At 59.5% G+C, this 18,988-nt stretch carries 9 protein-coding genes, 3 pseudogenes and 2 other annotated features; of the genes and pseudogenes, 9 read left to right on the top strand and 3 right to left on the bottom strand.

Annotation, left to right across the window (positions count from 1 at the left end; translation table 11 throughout):
- Positions 1 to 55 precede the first annotated feature (55 nt).
- On the top strand, positions 56 to 5,626 hold the full coding sequence (locus ABIA96_RS29985) for a trifunctional serine/threonine-protein kinase/ATP-binding protein/sensor histidine kinase (protein WP_354069888.1): 5,571 nt from the start codon (positions 56 to 58) through the stop codon (positions 5,624 to 5,626).
- Between the two features lie 509 nt (positions 5,627 to 6,135).
- On the opposite strand, the pseudogene ABIA96_RS29980 reads toward ABIA96_RS29985, so the two are convergent.
- A pseudogene (locus tag ABIA96_RS29980) lies at positions 6,136 to 7,527 on the bottom strand (aspartate aminotransferase family protein); the annotation flags it as partial.
- 76 nt (positions 7,528 to 7,603) lie between these two features.
- Between ABIA96_RS29980 and tnpA the strand changes: the two are divergent.
- The 3 genes from tnpA to tnpC are packed head-to-tail and all read left to right on the top strand — an operon-like array spanning position 7,604 to position 10,046.
- The gene (tnpA, locus tag ABIA96_RS29975) at positions 7,604 to 8,002 is read left to right on the top strand and encodes an IS66-like element accessory protein TnpA (RefSeq protein WP_354053413.1); all 399 of its coding nucleotides are present in this window, start codon (positions 7,604 to 7,606) and stop codon (positions 8,000 to 8,002) included.
- Entirely contained in the window at positions 7,999 to 8,346 is a 348-nt protein-coding gene (gene tnpB, locus ABIA96_RS29970; protein WP_354053412.1) for an IS66 family insertion sequence element accessory protein TnpB, read from the top strand. Before tnpA ends, tnpB begins: the two co-directional genes overlap by 4 nt.
- A gap of 47 nt (positions 8,347 to 8,393) precedes the next feature.
- Entirely contained in the window at positions 8,394 to 10,046 is a 1,653-nt protein-coding gene (gene tnpC / locus ABIA96_RS29965) for an IS66 family transposase (RefSeq protein ID WP_354140628.1), read from the top strand.
- A 951-nt stretch (positions 10,047 to 10,997) separates the two neighbouring features.
- On the opposite strand, the pseudogene ABIA96_RS29960 reads toward tnpC, so the two are convergent.
- Positions 10,998 to 12,062, bottom strand: a pseudogene (locus ABIA96_RS29960) (IS3 family transposase); the annotation flags it as partial.
- Positions 11,822 to 11,938 (bottom strand) — a sequence feature (AL1L pseudoknot). It overlaps the preceding pseudogene by 117 nt.
- Before the next feature lie 15 nt (positions 12,063 to 12,077).
- On the opposite strand from ABIA96_RS29960, the gene ABIA96_RS29955 reads away from it, so the two are divergent.
- Complete coding sequence (locus ABIA96_RS29955; protein WP_354052559.1) at positions 12,078 to 12,431, top strand: hypothetical protein; 354 nt, start codon at positions 12,078 to 12,080, stop codon at positions 12,429 to 12,431.
- A gap of 629 nt (positions 12,432 to 13,060) precedes the next feature.
- Positions 13,061 to 13,177, top strand: a sequence feature (AL1L pseudoknot).
- 323 nt (positions 13,178 to 13,500) lie between these two features.
- Here ABIA96_RS29955 and ABIA96_RS29945 read toward each other — a convergent pair.
- Positions 13,501 to 14,596 (bottom strand): annotated as a pseudogene (locus tag ABIA96_RS29945) (IS630 family transposase).
- Positions 14,597 to 15,862: 1,266 nt separating this feature from the next.
- On the opposite strand from ABIA96_RS29945, the gene ABIA96_RS29940 reads away from it, so the two are divergent.
- From ABIA96_RS29940 to ABIA96_RS29925, 4 genes are read left to right on the top strand one after another with little or no spacing between them, the layout of a single operon-like run.
- The gene (locus ABIA96_RS29940; protein ID WP_354052468.1) at positions 15,863 to 16,696 is read left to right on the top strand and encodes an ABC transporter permease; all 834 of its coding nucleotides are present in this window, start codon (positions 15,863 to 15,865) and stop codon (positions 16,694 to 16,696) included.
- Complete coding sequence (locus tag ABIA96_RS29935; protein ID WP_354052469.1) at positions 16,693 to 17,421, top strand: ABC transporter ATP-binding protein; 729 nt, start codon at positions 16,693 to 16,695, stop codon at positions 17,419 to 17,421. Before ABIA96_RS29940 ends, ABIA96_RS29935 begins: the two co-directional genes overlap by 4 nt.
- 20 nt (positions 17,422 to 17,441) lie before the next feature.
- Positions 17,442 to 18,524 (top strand): ABC transporter substrate-binding protein, encoded by a 1,083-nt coding sequence (locus tag ABIA96_RS29930; protein ID WP_354140627.1) that lies wholly within the window; start codon positions 17,442 to 17,444, stop codon positions 18,522 to 18,524.
- A gap of 35 nt (positions 18,525 to 18,559) precedes the next feature.
- Positions 18,560 to 18,985, top strand: a complete 426-nt coding sequence (locus ABIA96_RS29925) for an OsmC family protein (RefSeq protein WP_354052473.1) — start codon at positions 18,560 to 18,562, stop codon at positions 18,983 to 18,985.
- Positions 18,986 to 18,988: the final 3 nt, after the last annotated feature.

Raw genomic sequence — 18,988 nt, 5'->3', positions numbered from 1 at the left:
AGCTCGCCCCATATGTGTCAGGTTTTGGCTCAGTCCTTATTGACCGGGCGGGCAAATGCCGCGGGACCCCCTCAGCCGAACTTTGTTCGGCTCGAATCTCGACAGTGACATCCAGCCCCTGTGGGAGGACGGTGATCGCGCGTTCTGCCGTGCGTGGCGCCGGCAAATCCACGGCAGCAGGGCTGTCGTGCTTGTTGTGCGGCCCATCGCGGAACACCCAGCGACGCTCGACCGCCTCGCCCATGAGTATGAGCTGAGGGAGGAGTTAGACGAGGCATGGGCGGTGCGGCCGTTGGAACTCATCCGCGAAGCTGGTCGGACTATGCTGATCCTGGAGGATCCATGCGGCGAGCCACTGCTAAATTTACTTGGGCTCCGTATGGAGCCCAAGCGCTTCCTGCGCCTTGCTGTTGACATCGCGAGGGCCGTGGGCAAGCTTCACCGGCACGGCTTGGTCCACAAGGACCTAAAACCCGCTCACATTCTGGTCAATTGTCCTGACGAACAGGCGCGACTCACTGGGTTTGGTCTGGCTTCCCGTCTTTCCCGCGAGCGCGTGCCGCCTGAGCCTGCCGAGTTCATCGCCGGCTCGCTGCCCTACATGGCGCCCGAACAGACCGGACGAATGAATCGCTCGGTCGATTGTCGCAGTGATCTCTATTCACTTGGCGTGACATTCTATCAGATGCTGACCGGCGCGCTGCCGTTCACGGGCTCAGATCCCTTGGATTGGATCCATTGTCATATTGCAAGAAAAGCAATACCGCCCGTCGAGAAATCGCAAAACCTCCCCGAGTCGATATCTCAGATTGTGATGAAACTCCTCGCGAAAACCGCCGAGGAACGCTACCAGACTGCCGCTAGCCTTGAGCGCGATCTGCAACACTGTCTTGCAGCATGGGCCAACCACGGTCGCATCGACCCGTTTGAGCTCGGCGCAGACGACACACCTGATCGGTTGCTCATCCCCGAGAAGCTCTATGGCAGAGCCCTTCAGATCGAGACTTTGCTTGCCTCTTTCGATCGCGCTGTGAAGAGCGGCGCGCCGAGGTTGGTGCTCGTCGCCGGTTACTCCGGTGTCGGTAAGTCTTCGCTTGTCCAGGAGCTACACAAAGTACTGGTGCCCTCGCGCGGGCAGTTGGTGTCAGGCAAATTCGACCAACTGAAGCGCGACGTTCCCTATGCGACGCTAGTGCAGACGTTTCAGAGTCTTGTCCGTCCTCTTCTAAGCAAAAGCGAGGGCGAACTCGCCACCTGGCGGCAAGCGTTCCGGGAGGCACTCGGCGCGAATGGACGACTGATGGTCGAATTGATCCCCGATCTGACCCTGATCATTGGTGAGCAGCCCGCGGTTTCCGAGCTTCCAGCCCGGCAAGCGCAAATTCGTTTCCAGCTGGTGCTTCGCCGCTTTATTGGCGTGTTCGCCCGGCGAACCCATCCATTGGTGCTCTTCCTCGACGATTTGCAGTGGCATGATGCCGCAACGCTCGACTTGATCGAGGATCTCCTGACCCAGTCGGATCTGCACCTGCTGCTCATTGGAGCTTACCGCAGCAACGAACTTGATGCAGGCCATCCACTCAAACGCAAGCTCGACTCCATCAGGAGAGCCGACGTAAATTTCGAAGAGATCACGCTCTCGCCGCTCACTGCAGACGATGTCGCGCAGTTGGTCGCGGATACCCTTCGCTGCGGACCAAAACGCGCTGCCTCGCTTGCAAAGTTGGTGCATCAGAAGACGATGGGTAATCCGTTCTTCGCCATTCAATTCCTTTCTGAACTGGCCGAAGAGCAGCTGTTGACGTTCGATCACGAGTCGGCGCGCTGGCGATGGGATCTCGAGCGCATTCACGCCAAAGCGTACACCGAGAACGTCGTGGATCTGATGCTCGGCAAGCTCATCCGCCTGCCCGAGCAAACGCAGAACGCGCTGCAACAGCTGGCCTGTTTCGGCAACATCGCCGGAACGGCGGAGCTTGCGATCGTGCTCGAAATTTCGCAGGAGCAGGTGCATGCCACCCTGTGGCCGGCGATCCGGCAGGAAATGATCGCGCGCCACGGAACAGCCTACCGCTTCCTCCACGATCGCGTTCAAGAGGCGGCCTACTTCCTGGTGCCGGAATCCTCGCGCGCTGCTGCCCATCTGCGGATCGGTCGGATGCTCGCGGCACACATCCCTGCGCACAAACGCGAAGAGGCTATCTTCGACGTCGTCAGTCAACTCAATCGAGGTGTCGCGCTAATTACCTCCGGTCAGGAGCGTGAGCAGCTCGCAGAGCTGAATTTGGTCGCAGGGCAGCGGGCCAGGGCGTCGGCGGCCTACGCCTCGGCACTCACATATTTCACCCTCGGTGCTGCGCTGCTCGCGGAGCACTCTTGGCGAAGGCGCCACGAACTCGCGTTCGCACTGGAGACAAGCAGGGCCGAATGCGAATTCTTGGTAGGCCAACTGGAGGTTGCAGAGAGCCTCCTGTCCGCACTGTCGAAGCGCGCCTTGAACGCGCCCCAACGAGCAACGGTCGCATGTTTGCGGGTCGATCTTTACTTGACGCTCGGTCAGCACGGGCGGGCAGTTCTCACAGGCCTCGAATATCTTCACGATGTCGGGATCGAGTGGTCGCAGCATCCGACGGACCAGGAAACATTAGCCGAATATCAGCGGATGTGGTCACAGCTGCCCGACGCAATCGAGGAACTTGCTAGTTTGCCTGGAATGACAGATCAGACCTCGCTTGGCACGCTTGCCGTCTTGACGCGGATTCTTCCGCCCGCAGGTTTCACGGACGCCAATTTATCCGCTTCGGTCATCTGCAGAGCTGTCACCATCAGCCTCGAATACGGCAATACTGATGCTTCTTGCGCCCACTACGCGTGGCTAGGTCGAATTTTAGCCGGGCGCTTCGGTGACTACCAAACAGCAGAGAAATTAGGTCTTCTTGCTTGCGGCCTGGTTGATCGCGGTGAGTACTCCCGTTTTCGGGCGCCTGTCTATTTGGCCCTCGGAGGCAACGTGATCCCCTGGACGAAGCCGCTAAGAGATGGCCGAGCTTTGATTCGGCTAGCGCTCGCAGCTGCGGTCAGCAGCGGCGATGTCATCTATGAGGCGTACAGCTTGGTTCATCTAACCTCAAATATGATAATGGCCGGAGATCCCCTGAAAGAGGTGCAGAACGAGATAGAGAAAAGCGTTGCTACCGTACGGAATAGAAAGGCCCGGTTTGCGGCTGATGTGATAGCGGCTCAGCTCGCAATCGTTAGAAGCATGCGAGGCCTCACGCGCTCATTCGGTTGCTTAGATGACCAAGAATTTGACGAGCGAGACGTCGAGCAATCGTTGGCACGGAGCACGGAGCTGTCACCTAGCGAACCCGTCTACTGGATCCGCAAACTTCAGGCGCGATTTCTAGCCGGCGATTATGCTGCGGCTGTTGATGCTCGCTCCAAGGCGGAGCCCAAATTATGGACTATACCGACAGAGTCCTTGACCGCGGAGTTTCACTTCTATGGTGCGTTGTCTCACTCATGTTATTGCGACAACCTAGGCGAAAGCGAACAACAGCAACATTGGGATATCATTGATGCCCATTACAGACAGCTGGAGATATGGGCGACGAATTGCCCGGAAAATTTTGAGAATCGGGTTGCCTTGGTCGGCGCTGAAATTGCAAGGCGCCAATACCGCGATGCAGACGCAATGCGACTGTATGAACACTCAATCCAGACGGCAGCACGTAACGGTTTCGCCCACCACGAGGGAATCGCTTGCGAACTTGCAGCGCGCTTTTATGCTGCGCGCGGTTTTGGCAGAATCTCCAGGGTTTACCTGCAGGATGCGCGACGCGGCTACCTTCGTTGGGGAGCAGATGGCAAAGTGCGTCAGCTTGAGGAGCTGAATCCCCATCTCACCCATGAGGAGACCACTCCTGCCGTGAATGGAATGAGGATCGGAGCTCCCGTTGAGCATCTTGATCTCGCGACGGTGACAAAAGTGTCGCAGGCGATTTCCGGCGAGATTGTTCTTCAAAAACTAATCGACACGCTTATGCGGACTGCCATTGAGCAGGCCGGCGCCGAACGAGGTTTGTTAATTCTGCTGCATGGAGGCGAGCCACGGATCGAGGCGGAAGCCACAACGGTAGCGGATGCGCTGCTTGTAAAGGTGAATGAACTGCCCGTAACTCCGATGGCACTTCCCGAGTCCGTCCTGCATTTCGTCCTACGTGTCCGCGAAAACGTCATTCTCGAAGATGCTGCCGCCGAGCCTTCATTTGCGGAAGATCCGTATATCCGCGACCGCAAAGCGCGTTCTATACTTTGCCTGCCACTGATCACGCAGGGCAAGCTGATCGGCGTACTTTATCTGGAGAATAATCTCGCCGCACGCATATTCTCGGCTGCTCGCAACTCGGTGCTGAAAATGCTTGCCTCGCAAGCTGCAACAGCGCTGGAAAACAGCCGGTTGTACAGCGAAGTTCAGCAACGGGAGTCGAAAATCCGGCGCTTACTCGACGCTAACATCATCGGAATATTTATCATTCGCGAAGGAGGCGAGATCATCGAGGCAAATCAAACCTTCCTCACGATGGTTGGATACGACCGAGCGGATCTCGTCGCGGGGCGAGTGAACGGTCTCGACCTGACACCGCCAGAATGGCACGAGCGCACACTGAATGCGGGAACAGAAGCAAAAAGGACCGGAGCTGTTCAACAGTTCGAGAAAGAGTATGTCCGCAAGGATGGCAGCCGCGTGCCGGTGCTAATTGGCCTCGCCGTATTCGATGCGCGGCACGACCAAGGTGTTGGCTTCGTCCTGGACCTGACAGAGCGAAAGAGAGCGGAAACGGAAGCCCGTGAAAGCGAACGACGGTATCGCGAGACTCTGTTGTCGCTTGCACACGCCAATCGGATCACGACAATGGGACAGCTGGCCGCCTCAATCGCCCATGAGGTCAACCAGCCGATTGCCGCGATCAGCAGTAATGCGGGGGCAGGGCTAAATTGGCTCGGTGCCCAACCGCCAAATTTGGAAGAAGTTCGGCAGACCTTCGGTTTGATTATCCGTGACAGTATGCGCGCAGGGAACGTGATCCGCCGGATCCGCGCACTTATGAATAAGGCTCCTGTGCAAACGGAGCTTCTCGCTATTGACGAATTGATCTTAGAGGTGCTGGCTCTAGTTCGCGCGGAACTTGCAAAGAATGATGTATGGGTGCAAACGCGACGACCTGAGGCGTTGCCGCTTGTCCGGGCAGATCGTGTCCAGGTCCGGCAGGTGATTCTCAACCTGATCATGAACGCCATCGAGGCCATGAGCGAGATCAACGAAGGTGACCGCGAGTTACTGATCAGTGCGCGGACAGATGGCTCGAATAACGTATTGGTCACTTTTCGGGATACGGGTCCAGGCCTCGATCCGAACGGCGCTGATCGCGTGTTTGAGGCGTTTTACACCACCAAGTCCGAAGGCATGGGCATGGGGCTGGCCATTTGCCATTCTATCATTGAGGCGCATGGGGGGCGGATGTGGGCGGGCGCCAATGACCCTCGAGGGGCCGTCTTCCAGTTCAGCATGCCGGTTGCGCCGGAGCGCGTGGATCGGTCGGAACAGGTGTCTTCAACGTCTTAGGCTCGAGCTCGATATCGAGCAGCGCGCTCCAGGAGCCCCGATCATCGTGACCGATGCGAGCGGCGGACCTTGAGGGGTTGAGACAATCGAGTTTCTTACTGCCCTAGGAGAGTGTTGGAGCGACCGCTGATTGTCGCGAATTGGCAGAAGATATGCAATCTGGACCGCAGCGTCAGATTCAAGACGCTTTGAGGGCTTCCTGCAAGTCCCTGAGATTGCAGGGCGTCAAGCAGAATCAGACGAAAGCTGCACGCGCACTGTTCGAGAGAATGAGGGCAAAAGCTCTCCAAGGCATTCCGGAGCACGGAAACTGCGTCTCTCGGGTCCCGAGCGGTTTGATCCGTACGTCATCGACCGGGCGGCGCTCGACGGCGCCGCCAACGCATTCTACGAAAAGTGGATGCCGCCGCCATAAGCTGCGATCAAAATAGACGTCAAGCGCCGATGAAAACAGCGCGTAAAGCCATGCTTACGCTCATGCTCTGAAGGCTGCTCGCATCCTTAGGACCTTAGTCTCTATTCAACCGGACCACTGATCGTTTAGCAAATACGGCATTGACTGCCTTCGCGGCGTTCTCGATGATGATATCGGCTTCGTCCCTTGTTAAGCACAGCGGCGGGGCAAGGCCGAGAATATCGCCTTGCGGCAACGCCCGGCCGATGACGCCGCGCTCGAGCAGAGCTGCGGCTACCTGCTGACCAACTTTTTTGGTTGAATCGAAGAAGGCGCGGTCATCCTTGTCTTCAACAAATTCCACCGCAGCCATCAGCCCGTCCCCGCGTACGTCCCCGACGTTTTCGTGGCTGCCGAGCACTTCGGTTAGTGCCGCGCGGAGATAGGCGCCGGTATCGCGAGCATTGGCTACTAAGCCCATCTCTTCGATCACCTAGAGATTTGCAACGCCAGCCGCCGCGCAGATCGGATGGGCGGAATAGGTCCAGCCGTGACCAATCATACCGAGTTGATCGGAGCCTTTCACGAGCATCTGCCAAATCTTGTCAGAAACGATGACGCCCGATAGCGGCGCGTACGCGGAGGTGAGGCCTTTTGAGATGGTGATTAGATCCGGCCGAATGCCGTAGTGTTCGGACCCAAACATGGTCCCAAGACGGCCGAACCCGGTGACGACTTCGTCCGCGATGAGCAGAATGTCATATTTGTCTAGCACCGACTGGACCTTCTTCCAGTAGCCTGTGGGGGGCGGAACGATACCACCTGCGCCTAAGATCGGCTCCCCGATGAATGCAGCGACTGTATCGGGCCCTTCGGCCAGGATCAGGGCTTCGAGCTTGTCCGCGCATGCTTGGGCGAACTGCTCCTCGGTCAAGGTCCGGTCGGCGCGGCGGAAATAGCAAGGTGCCTCAGTGTGCAGAATCGGCGCACGCGGTAGGTCAAAAGCGTTGTGGTACAGTTCAAGCCCCGTCAGAGACCCCGTCATCACGCTTGATCCGTGATACCCGCGCCAGCGAGAGATTATCTTTTTTTTCTCCGGTCGGCCGAGCACGTTGTTATAATACCAGGTCAGTTTGATAGTGGTCTCGTTCGCATCAGAGCCCGAGAGACCAAAATAGACCCGGCTCATGCCAACCGGCGCACGGTCTATGATCATCTTCGATAACCTGATGGAGACTTCCGTGCCGTTGGCAATATAAGCGTGATAGTAGGCGAGTTCCTTCGCTTGTTTCGCAATCGCCTCGGCTATCTTCTGGCGGCCGTATCCGACATTCACGCAAAAAAGGCCTGCGAAGGCGTCGAGGCTAATTCGGCCGGACGTATCAGTGATGTAGACCCCATCCCCCCTAGCGATTATGCGCGTTGAATGTTCACCTCGCGCATGCGCTCCGGCATGCGTCGCTGGGTGAAAGAAGTGATCGCGGTCCCATGCGTTGAGTTCGTTCGTATGCCTCCATTGAAGGCCGCCTTGTTTGACGGACGCGAGCGCTGCAGGTCCTAGGGGTAATCCTAGGAGAAGCGCTATGACGATTTCGCGGACAGAGGTGATCGCATCGGTCGAGAGGCGGCGGCGGTGGTCGCAGGATGAGAAGGAACGGCTGGTTGCAGCATCGCTCGAGCCCGGAGCCAGTGTTTCCGAGGTGGCTCGCATGGCCGGCCTTCATGTGAGCCAGCTGTTCAGGTGGCGCAAAGACCTTTGCAAGCAAAGCCATACGAGTATCGCGCCGTTCATGCCGGTCGAGATTGGGCCGCCCGTACTGCCTCGGGAGGTGGCCGAAGTGCCATTGACGATGACGGCGCGTCGACGGAAGAGCCAGGGCATCATCGAGATTGATCTTGGTGGCGGGCACCGCATCCGGGTCGATGGCGACGTTGATGGAGACGCGCTGCGTCGAGTTCTCGATGCTCTGGTGCGACGATGATCCCGGTTCCGACCGGCGCACGCGTGTGGCTCGCGACCGGCCACACGGATATGCGCAGAGGCTTTCCGTCGTTGGCGCTCCAAGTGCAGGAGGTCCTGCGCAAAGACCCGCTCAGCGGTCATTTGTTCGTCTTTCGCGGTCGGCGCAGCGATCTTGTGAAGATGATCTGGCACGATGGCCAGGGCGCCTGCTTGTTCACCAAAAGACTCGAGAGAGGAAGGTTCATCTGGCCATCGGTAGCCGGTGAATCGGTGACGATCTCGCCGGCGCAGCTCTCCTATCTGCTGTCCGGCATCGACTGGCGCCATCCTCAAGAAACTCAGCGTCCGACGCGAGTGGGATAACCGTTTTTACGGTTTGAATCTGCGGCTCGATCTGATTCAATGGCTTCATGATATCGAAGCCGGACGATCTTCCATCGGACCTTGTCAGTGCTTTGGCGGCGCTGCAAGCCGAGCGTGAGGCGCGGCTGCGAGCCGAAGCGATGGCTGCCAGTGCGCGGGCGGAGTTGTCGGACAACGAGGCGCTGATCGCGCAGCTTGAGCTACGAATCGAGAAGCTCAAACGCGAACTGCACGGGCAGCGATCCGAGCGCTCGGCACGCCTGCTTGAGCAGTTGGAGTTGGAACTCGAAGAACTTGTTACCACAGCGAGCGAGGATGAGCTTGCCGCACAGGCCGTAGCTGCGAAGACGCAGGACGTCCGTCCCTTCGTGCGCAAGCGACCGGTGCGCAAGCCGTGGCCGGACGATATCGAACACGAGCGCCTCGTCATCGAGGCACCAACGACCTGTGCCTGCTGTGGTGGATCGCGGCTGGCGAAGGTCGGCGAAGATGTGACCAAGACGCTGGAGGAGATCCCGCGCCGCTTCAAGGTCATCGAGACGGTACGCGAGAAGTTCACCTGCCGCGATTGCGAGAAGATCAGCCAGCCACCGGCGCCGTTCCATGCCACGCCGCGCGGCTTCATCGGCCCGCAGTTGCTGGCGACCATCCTGTTCGACAACTTCGGCATGCATATCCCGCTCAATCGCCAGAGCGCGCGCTTCAAGTGCGAGGGGATCGAGCTGTCGTTATCGACGCTGGCCGACCAGGTCGGCCACGGGACCTTCGCCGTCATGCCGCTGTTCCACTTGATCGAACGCCATGTGCTCGCCGCCGAGCGCCTTCATGGCGATGACACCACCATCCGTATCCTGGCGAAGGGCAAGTGCAGGACTGGCCGGATCTGGACGTATGTGCGGGATGACCGGCCGTTCGCGGGGCCTGCGCCGCCTGCGGCGGTCTATTACGCCTCAAGCGACCGACGAGGCGAGCATCCGCAGAGACATCTGGCCGCCTTCGCCGGCATCCTGCAGGCCGATTGCTACAGCGGCTTCGAGCCGCTGTTTGACCCGCAGAAGAAGGCGCAGCCGATTACACCGGCATTTTGCCTGGCCCATGCGCGGCGGGGCTTCTTTGAGCTGGCTGATATCGAGAAAAATGCTCGCGAAGGCAAGAAGGGCAAACCGGTCTCTCCGATCGCGCTAGAGGCGGTCAGGCGCCTCGACGCGCTGTTCGAGATCGAGCGCGCCGTCAATGGCCTTAGCGCCGACGAGCGGCGCGCCGTGCGCCAGGAGAAGAGCAAGCCGCTTCTCGACGACATGCATTCCTGGTTGCTCCGCGAGCGCGAAACCCTCTCGCGTTCCTCCGAGGTCCTGAAGCCGATCAACTACATGCTTAGGCGCTGGGACGGATTCGCCGGCTTCCTCGACGATGGCAGGATCTGCTTGACCAATAATTGCGCTGAGCGTGCACTGAGAGGCATCGCTTTGGGAAGGCGGAACTGGACCTTCGCCGGCAGCGAGCGTGGTGCCGACCGTGCTGCCATCATGCTGACGATGATCACGACCTGTCGCCTCAACGACGTCGATCCCAAGGCCTGGCTCGCCGACGTCTTGGCCCGTATCGCCGATCATCCCGCATCGCGTCTGCACGAGCTGCTGCCCTGGGAATGGAAGCTCCTGCGTCAGGTCGACAAGGCCGCCGATCAGCAGGCTGCCTGACCTCTCGCTGTGTTCGCGCGCACGCGCCAATCAGGCGGCCTTCGTCGTATGCGTACGTTCGTTCGAGCTGTCGAGCATTTGCGCTTACGTCCTATGCTACATGTTCGAGCGCACCGAGTAACGTAAGTTGCTTGGTGCCTGTCGTTCCATTTGTACAGAGAGGTCGGGTTGCTGCCTCGAATGGGACTGGAGCCCTCAAATTGAAGCGAACCGGCCATTCTGTCCCAACTTGCGTCGGCATGCGACCATAGCAAAGCCAGTTATCGCGTGAACCCACCAGGGTTAGTAGTTATGTCGATGAGTGGTCCGACCGTATTCTTGCTGTCCCCATCACATTGTTTGTTCAAGTTGAGCATAGAAAACCACCTCACATTCCCGCCATACGCGTCATTGGCGACTTCGCAGTTCTTGGAGAGGTGAATGATGGTGGCGACAGGTGCTCCCAAATGTAACTAAGCCCTTAAGAGCCGGCTCGGGAAATCTGAACAGGACCCTAAGTGGAGATTCTGCCTGACGGCGGGCAACTGAGCTGGTCCCGCAAATCTGAACAGCGCGATAAGTGGAGTTTCTGCCTGACGGCGGGCAAGATTGACCCGCGAATCAGGAGAGACGATGAGCAGACGAGCACGGCGCAACCACACTGCGGCTTTCAAGGCGAAGGTGGCGCTCGCAGCCATCGAGGGGGACCGACGATAGTCCAAATGGGCGAGCATATACCGGATCGAATGGGTATCGCCAAGCTTGCACGAGATTGCGTGGAAAGCACGGAGCCGCTTGACGGCCCGCTACAGTAAGCTGGCTGCAAGCGATAAACCACGACGGTGGTCCGCAACTGTTTTCGCCCGTGAACTGGTCGGGTTCATGTGGGCGGTCGCTAGGCCGACAGCAGGGAGCCTGATGTTAGGCTCCCTTTTGAACCGCCCCGGGTTGCCGGAGGCCATTTGGTTTAGGTCATGCCGCCGTGGCGGGTTGTTCCAGCATGGCGTAGTAGCGTTGCTCGGCTTCGGCAGGCGGGATGTTGCCGATGGGCTCGAGGAGCCTTCGGTTGTTGAACCAATCCACCCATTCCAGCGTCGCAATCTCGACGGCCTCGAAGCTGCGCCATGGGCCGCGCAGATGGATCACTTCGGCCTTATGGAGACCGTTGATGGTTTCGGCGACAGCATTGTCATAGGAGTCTCCGACGCTACCGACAGAAGGCTCGACACCAGCTTCAGCCAAGCGCTCTGTGTACTTAATGGAAACGTATTGGGCTACCCCTGTCGCTATGATGCACGAGCCGGCCACGATGGACCGGCCGTCGATCATGCAATGCCTGCTCCAGCGCATCGAGCACGAAGCCTGCATGCGCCGTGCGCGAGGCTCGCCAGCCCACGATCCTGCGGGCATAGGCGTCGATCACAAAGGCGACGTAGACAAAGCCCGTGCAGGTCGCGACATAGGTGAAGTCGGAGAGCCAGAGAACGTGCTGTCTTGGCCCCTTGAACTGGCGATTGACGCGATCCAGCGGGCATGGCGCCGCTGATCGTGGTTTTGACGGGCTTGCCGCGGATGACCCCTTGTAGGTCCATGTCCCGCATCAGCCGCGACACTGTGCAACGGGCGGCATCGAAGCCTTCGCGTTTGAGTTGGCGCCAGACCTTGCGCACGCCGTAGACGGAGAAGTTCTCGTCAAAGACGCGTCGAATCGCGATCTTCACAGCAGCATCCTGCCTGGCGCGCGCCGACAACCTGGCGGGATCGCGCCGCTTGGCGACATGGGCATGGTAGGTCGAGGGGGCGATCGGCAAAACCTTGCAGATCGGCGCGACCCCATGCGCCCCACGATGATCGTCGATGAAGGCGATCATGGCTTGGACCGGCGGTCGAGCTCCGCCATCGCAAAATAGGCGCTTGCCTTGCGCAGGATCTCGTTGGCCTGCCGAAGCTCGCGGTTCTCCCGTTCGAGCGCCTTAGCTTCTCGGCCGTGTCGGTCGCAATGCCGGTCCGCTGCCCGCTATCGACCTCGGCCTTCTTGTTCACTCCTTTGACTTGAACATCGACCGTATCCATGAAAACGCAAAACATCCATTCCTCAAATTTCATCAGGTTGACCTTTCACAAGTCGAGACTTTGGACAAAAGGCTGTTGATGCAGTTACCTCATCCTTGGCTCGTGGTCGACGACGCCCACGTTCAAGTATTTTCGATATTTTCTTATCTCAAAGAGTTTTTAGCGTCGGGAGACTATTATGTAATCGAAGATGTTCCCATAGAAGCAAATAAAGAGGTGATCGATGGCTTGCAAATGATGGAGCAATCAGGATTCTTGGTGGATACTTACTACACCGACGCGTTTGGCGTTAATCTTACCTGCGCTCCAAATGCGTGGCTTCGAAAATCGTAAAGGGGAGGTAAAGGGTAGCGCATATCGCCAGTTTCGTTGACCGGCTGGTGGCGCCGACGTCATCTTGCAGCAAAACCGGGAGCCAATTGCCGATCACCGTCCGGCCTTCTTCGTTGTACATCAAGGCTTGAGAACATCGACGAGACCGTTTGATGTGATGTTCTGTACGGGCCTAAACCCTAGCGCGCTGGCCGCGAGGTTTTCGTCCATACTGTGATGGGTAAGGGGAGCGTCAATTTGCGATCGTGCAACGATAAGAAGGCCGGCGAACATCAGCCGTGTCGGTGCTTCGGGTCAATGCCGGCCCGATCGTCGTTCGCGCATCAGCAACCCGTGACCTTGAACCGCCCCAGGTTGCCGGGGCTCCAACTCCTAAGAGAGGGAGCCATGACGAGCAAGACGACGAACAAGTTTTCACCCGAGGTACGGGCCCGTGCGGTTCGGATTGTTCTGGATCGCGCGAGCGAGTCCCGTCGCGCTGGACGGCGGTTACCTCGATTGCGGCCAAGATGGCTGCATGCCGCAGACGCTGCATGACAGGGTCAAGAACGCCGAAGTCGACAGCGGGCAGCGGGCCGGCGTTCCGACTGAGATGGCCGAGAAGCTGAAGGCGCTGGACGGGAGAACCGCGCGGTTGGGCAGGCCAACGAGGTCGACCGCCGGTCCATAGAATAATCACCTTCATCGACGATCATCGTGGGGCGCATGGGGTCGAGCCGATCTGCAAGATCCTGCCGATCGCCCCCCTCGACGTACCGCGCCAATGTCGCCAAGCCGCGCGATCTGGGCAGGATGTCGGCCGCGTGCCCGGCAGGATACCGCGCTGAAGATCGAGGTTCGGCGCGTTTTCGACTTTTCGACCAGAACTTCCGCCTCGTATCGAACTGGATCGACAAGACAGAGAATCGCAAGCTTGGCGAGGTCATTTCGCGGAAGGCCAATGCGTCTTAAGTATCCGCGTCCCATCCCTCCTGCTACCGCCGAAAGTTGCGGGGTAGCAGCTCCTCGGTTAGCAGCAACTCGGTGATGCGGTTTTTTCTGAATGCGATTTGACACTAGTCACGTCAATCTAAAGTTCGCCACATAAGGTTTGCTGGGCTTTGTGGCAGAAGCGTTTGACGGAAGCCAGAATCTGGTCAGCAGGCTTGGTCCATTTGAAGGGCTTGGGATTTTGTTATGCAGGTCGATGAAGGTACGCATGTCGGCCTCGAGCTGCCTGACGGAAATGTGAACACTTCGCTGGATCTACTTTCGGGTGAGCCCAGCGAACCAGCGTTCGACCTGATTGATCCACGCGGAAGTCGGCGTGAAGTGGACATGATACGGCCGACGGGCGAGCCACGCTTTGATCCTGGGTGTCTTGTGGGTGGCGTAGTTGTCCATGACGATATGGACATCGAGGCCTTCAGGACTGAGCATCGATCCTTTTAAAAACTTCAAGAACTCGACTGCCCGCTGGCGCATGTAGCATTTGCCGATGACGAACCCCGAGGCGACATCGAGCGCGGCAAGAGCGTGGTCGTACTATGCCGCACATAGCTGTGCGTACGACGCTCGGTGTGCCCGGGCATCATCGGCAAGACCGGCTGCTCGCGATCGAGTGCCTGAATGTGGCTTTTCTCATCGATGCTGAGGACAAGGGCTCGGTTCGGCGGGGACAGGTAACCCCGACGATGTCCCGTACCTTGTCGACGAACAGCGGATCGCTCGATGGCTTGAATGTCTGGCTAGTGTGCGGCTGCAAACCGAACGCCGCCCACATTGGGCGGATGGTGGTGTGGGAAAAGCCGGTTTCCGCAGCATCGAGCGGATCGACCAGTGCGTCGCACCGGCTGGCGTCGTCCGCAACGTCCGCTCGGTCACCGCGGCAACCTGATCGTCGTTGATGGTTCGAGGGCGGCCAGGGCGTGCCTCGTCAAGCAGGCCATCACAGCGCTTCTCAAAAGTCGGCGACGCCACTTGCCAACGGTGTGTTCGTGGAGGCCGAGTTCGGCAGCCACAGACTTGCTTGGCAATCCTTCCGGGCACCGCAGGATGCGCGCGGCATCACTCAGATAGCGACCGCGCTACACGGTGACGACGGACTTGCCTCTCCAAGTACGCCCGCTCCTGCGCACTCGCACCCACGGCTCGATCGGTCGGCCTCTCATACCTGGATTCGCCACAAGCGCTTTCCCCTAAGGTTTCAAGCGCTAATTTATCATGGACCGAACTTGAGTTCCAGATGACCAGAAAGCCGAGCTGAAATTCGATCGGCATTCCAAGCATTCGGTTTCGGCAAGGATAACGCATTTTGTATCGTCTGAAAGGGCCTCGGGGCCATTCCAGACAGATGCGGTAACGTTGCCGTGATGCGCGACTTCTACCGGCTTCCATACCTGCGGATGACAACGAGAGGTTCGTCGAGTGCTTCATTGACAGCACGTGCGCTGCATCGCCCGTGTTTCGGAAGCTCAATCGGCTGGCTTGATGCGATACCGGGGTTTGGCGCCTTCGCAGGCAAATAGCCGGTGCCGCTAGGCTTGATGGAATGGCCGAAGGTCAGATGAATCCCGAGATCGAACGTGTCGAGATATAGGTGGAGGAAAGCTTGCATGCGCCGTTGAGGCCAGCTTCCTCCGGCTGATTGGCGCGCTTAAGCCACGTAAAGTCGAAAACTGGCGTCACGACTACGATGACCGCGACCTCGCCTATTTCCCGTCGTTGCAACATGTGCGAACCAAGAAGATGCAGGATAGCGTTGTCGCAAGCTTTCCTGAGGGAGAGCGAAGAGAAAGGGCGGCGCGCCTATGGCCGGTACTTCCGACATACTTTCGCGACGAATGTGGGATGGAGCCGTTTTTCGGAGGAACTGGTCGTCGGGAATGCGAGAGCGAAGAGAAGCGCGCGGTGATGGATAGCTCCTGATGATGGGTGGGTCGATCGGGTCACGATTTGCGGATCTAAGAAGATGCACAGGGGAAGCGAAATGAAGAGACGTGGCCATTCCAAATTTCGCGTGAGACGGACAACAAATGCCTCCGGATAGGGCCAGTGAGCGCGACAGTCGGTTTGTTTCTGGTGCAAACGCTCAATTGAGGTTGGTATAAGACTGAACACGCCAACAATTGCCGCCTCGGTCGCGCGTTAGTCTGAGCTCAGCTTCGAGAAATCCTCTCAGCCGCATTATGTCGCGCAGGGCATCGTTAAATTGAAAGGACATTCTGCAGAAGGTCGAGCGCCGTAGAACGGCATTGATGCCGGCGCGCGAAAAATGAATTTTGCTACCATCGAATTGCGCGCCGGAGTTTGCGAAGGTGGCGACGTCTCAGGTGAGACGGAGCAAGTTCGAATTCATGACGGATGCGTCGTTACTTTCCAGACCTGCCGGTGTGACAGCGTCGCCTGCGGCGGGTCGTACGGGATCACTCCCCCATGCCGGCCAATCCGTGATGACGGTGGTGGCCGACGTTGCGCGTCCGTCGGAGATGTCGGGATCGCGCACGCACGGCCTGACGTGGCGCTCTTTCTTTCTACCTTGGCTTCTGCCGTTCGGCCTGCTCCTGGTCTGGCAATTCTTGTCGGCGACGGGGATCGTGTCCACGGCGATCGTGCCGGCTCCATCCGACATCTGGGACGCTGCACGGCAGCTTGCGGAGCGCGGCGAATTGCAGCACGACATCCTTGTCAGCCTTCGTCGGGTCGCGATCGGCTTTAGCATCGGCGCCTTCGGTGGGCTGCTGTTCGGTCTGGCCGTCGGGCTGTTCGAGCCGCTGCACGATCTTTTCGATCGCTCGCTGCAGATGATCCGCACCATTCCGCACCTGGCCTTGGTGCCGCTGATGATCCTCTGGTTTGGAATCGGCGAGGAACCGCGGCTCATTCTCGTTGCGATGGGGTCGCTGTTCCCGGTCTACATCAACACGGTCGGGGGCATCCGCAATGTCGATCCCAAGCTGGTCGAACTCGGAAAATCCTACGGCCTTGGCCGCGCCGAACTGGTCTGGTCGATCATTCTGCCGGCGGCGCTGCAGCCGATCCTGGTCGGCATGCGCTATGCGCTCGGCGTGGCCTGGCTCACTCTGGTCGTGGGTGAAACGATCGCGTCGCGGGACGGCGTTGGATATCTCGTGCAGAACGCCCGTGAGCTGTTGCGCATCGACATCATCGTGCTGGCCATCGTCCTTTACGCCATCGCAGGTTGGCTGTCGGATCTCGTCACGCGCTTGATCGAACGGCGGCTGTTGCGCTGGCACCCGAACTATGCGGATCGGGTGAAGGCATGAACGGAGCCAGCGTCAGCCTGCGTTCGGTCGGTAAGTCATTCGTCGGCCGCACGGTCCTGAACGGCGTCGATCTTGACATCGCCGCCGGCCAGTTCGTCTCGATCATCGGGCCGAGCGGAGCCGGCAAGTCGACGCTGCTGCGCCTCGTCGCAGGGCTGGACGCGCCCTGGCGCGGCCGCATCGAGCTCCGCGCGACGGGCCGCAAGGCGGACGTGCGCCTGATGTTCCAGGAGGATCGTCTGCTGCCGTGGCGGACCGTGCTCGGCAATGTGCTGCTGGGCATCAAGGGCAGGAAGCAGGACGCCGGGCGCATCCTTGACGCGGTCGGGTTGCGGGGGCGCGAAAGCGAATTTCCGATCGGGCTGTCGGGCGGCCAGCGCCAGCGTGTTGCGCTAGCGAGGGCGTTGATCCACGAGCCGGACCTGCTGCTGCTCGACGAGCCGTTCGGTGCGCTCGACGCCATCACCCGGGCCGCGATGCAGTTGCTGCTGGAGCAATTGCTCGCCGCGCGTCCGCGCACCGTCGTGCTGGTGACGCACGACGTCGAGGAAGCGTTGCTGCTCTCCGATCGCGTGCTCTTGGTCAAGGACGGCGGCATCGCGCGCGACCTGATCTTCGATCAGCCGCGTCCCCGGCATCGCGGCGATCCGGCGCTGGCGACCCTCAAGGAAGAGCTGCTCGACGGTCTGCTGACGGCCGAGCGCGACCTGGCTGCCGTTGCGTGAACAGACGAAAGGATGATGATATGAGTTTGAGTGACTCGACAAGCGATCGCGCTGGCATCTCGCGGCGAACGGTGTTGTCGGTCGGCGCGGGACTTGCCGCGGCCTCTGCAGGTTTGGGTGGAATACCGTGCGCGAAGGCGGCCGACCTGGCACCGTCACAACTGACCGTCGCAGTCATCGGAGACAGCCGCACCGGCGTCTGGGCGTCGCTGCGGGCAGGCGTGGGTGGCCGTAATCTCTGGCAGGAGCTCGGAACCAAGATCGTCTGGCAACCCGGCTTCACGGCATCCCTTCCGGTGATGGAGGCGATCAAGGCCGGCTCGGTCGATTTCACGTTCGCAACCGCAACCGCGGTCGTAAACGCCGTTCCGGCGCGCGTTCCGATCGTGCCGCTCGCGGCCTATCCGCTGCCCGTCGACGAAGTCGAATTTCTTGTGCAGGCCAATTCCGCGATCAAGACCGCGGCCGATCTGAAGGGCAAGAAGATCGCCCATCAGAATGGAACAACGGGTACCTACAGCCTGATCAAATATCTGGAGACCGCCGGCCTCCGATTGTCTGACGTCTCGGCCGTCAGCCTGAGCGGGGCAGATGCGTTCACGGCATTCGCGCAGGGCAGCATCGACGGCTGGATTCACTGGCAGCCGGCCACGGCGCTCGCGTTGACAAAGCTCGGCGGCAAGGCGCGTCTGCTGCCCGACGTGAAGACCTATGACTATGCCTTCTACGTCGCACGCAGCGACGTCGCTATGAAGTATCCACAGCTCTTCGCCAAATTCGTGAAAATCATTCGGGAAACTCAGGCCTATATCTTCGCGCATCCCGCTGAATCCGTTGCGCTCTGGGCGTCGCAAGGCGGCCTTCCGCCAAATGGGACTGAACAGGCCGTCTACGAAAAGCTCGTCCGCGATGCCAGGCTGTCCGAGTCGACCGCGGTCGCGCTGAAACCGATCGATGAAGCAGCGGCCGCGTCGACCCAGGATCTCGCCGACAATTTCCGCGCGCTCGGTGTCCTGCCGAACAAGGTCGACGTTCGATCGTTTCTGCTTGGCACGCAGTTCGATGCCGCGAAGAAGGCCGTCGCGCTGGAGCTCGGCGCATAAGCAGCGACGGCCAACCAACAACACAGAGAAGCATGATGAACGCTCAAGTCGGCGAGACGGTGTCGATCACCTCTGCCACCATCGGCCAGTTCGGCCGCTATTTGCTCAGCGCAGGAACGACCCACTTCATCTCCGACCAGCGTGTCGCCGTCGGCGGCCCCGGCGAGGCGATCAACGCCGGTGAATTGCTGCTGTCGTCGGTCGGCTCCTGCTCGCTCGGGCTGATCCAGAAGACGGCGAAAGAACGAGGGATCGTGCTGCGCGAAGCAGGATCGGAAGTCTCGTTCCAGCGCCACGCCACTGATCCGACGCAGTACGAATGGATTCGCATCGCCGTGCGCCTGTCCGGTGTAACGGCAGGCGAAGCCGAGACGCTGGTTGCCGGTTTCACGGCCAACTGCCCGATCTACAACACACTTAAACGTGGCGGGCCCGTCGAGATCTCATGGACTGTGAGCTGACCC

This window comes from Bradyrhizobium sp. LB11.1, from assembly GCF_040549385.1.
Taxonomy (GTDB): Bacteria; Pseudomonadota; Alphaproteobacteria; order Rhizobiales; family Xanthobacteraceae; genus Bradyrhizobium.
The sequence above is the reverse complement of the archived record's forward strand: the minus strand, read 5'-3'. Positions and strand labels throughout refer to the sequence as shown.